This window comes from Zobellia roscoffensis (assembly GCF_015330165.1).
GTDB lineage: Bacteria > Bacteroidota > Bacteroidia > Flavobacteriales > Flavobacteriaceae > Zobellia > Zobellia roscoffensis.
Genome location: NZ_JADDXT010000001.1, coordinates 1 through 1,113 on the forward strand (window position 1 = coordinate 1; position 1,113 = coordinate 1,113).

Sequence of the window (1,113 nt, forward strand, 5' to 3'; positions counted from 1 at the left end):
TTCCATTCCGAACAGGGAAGTTAAGCCCGTCAGCGCCGATGGTACTGCCAATAGGTGGGAGAGTAGGAAGCCGCCTTACTTCGAGGTCCCGATCAGTTCATTCTGATCGGGACCTTTTTTTTTGGACCATAACGAAATGAGGATGATGAAGCCCACTGAATCCATGGCGCGGTTAGGGGGGGGGAGCGGATATCGTCCAAATCATTCCTTTCCGCATATTTAACAATTGTAATTCCTTATCAAGGTAACTTAAGTTATCGAAGATTTTAATTAATGCTCATTTCTGAGGTTGGTTTTACTACAGTGGTTCTACAGACTGAAATAGTTAATATTTAATGTGGTCGTCTGTGGTTATCCATGCCTGTTGCTAGTCCAAGTATCCATTAATACTTCTTTATAAAATAAATGTTTAAGTAAGGGGTCTTGCCAAGGTTTTATAATCATCTAGTCAATACGCTCAGAGCTACTGCATGTTATTCTTTAGGTCAAAATGGAGTAATTCTTTGAATACTGAAGAATTGTTCAAATGGGGTGTACGTGATAATGTTAAATCAGATTTTAAACATTTTATTCAGCGGGGGAGGTGTATCTAGTTTTTTTTAGTTGATATTAAAGAGTGAATCTGTCAAGTTATCCTTATAAGATGCCTGGATATTGAATTTCTGATTTTTCGTATTTTGAGTTTTTATTAGATTTTTACAATTTTTTTAGTGAAAATGTAAATTGATATTTGGATGCGCCCAATAGGATTGCGTTGATTTTAATTATTTTTTCTTCCACCGGTGTTACATTTGGGTATGGATAGATCTTTATAATTTGATTAAAGGGAGAGGGTGGGGCAATTCTAAAAGTAATGACGGTCTCAGGGCTGTGTTGGTTTTGACGGCAAATAGCGGGGAAAACGGAGAAGGCTTGAAAAAGCTCCGTTTTGTTTCGTGTTGAGAATCAGTAAGATGCGTTTAAGGGATGAAAAAGGAAAAAAAATCTTTTAAAAAATGGTTGTGTAATTAAAAAAGGGTGTTACATTTGCAGCCCGCAAAACAGGCATGAAGATGTTTGTTAGGTTAGGGTAAAAAAATAGTAAACGTTCCTTGTAAAGTATTGTTTTTGTTG

General features: G+C 36.7%; 1 rRNA gene. It reads left to right on the forward strand.

The features are described from left to right. Positions 1–79: ribosomal RNA gene (rrf, locus tag IWC72_RS20495) — 5S ribosomal RNA — on the forward strand; the annotation flags it as partial. Positions 80–1,113 lie beyond the last annotated feature (1,034 nt).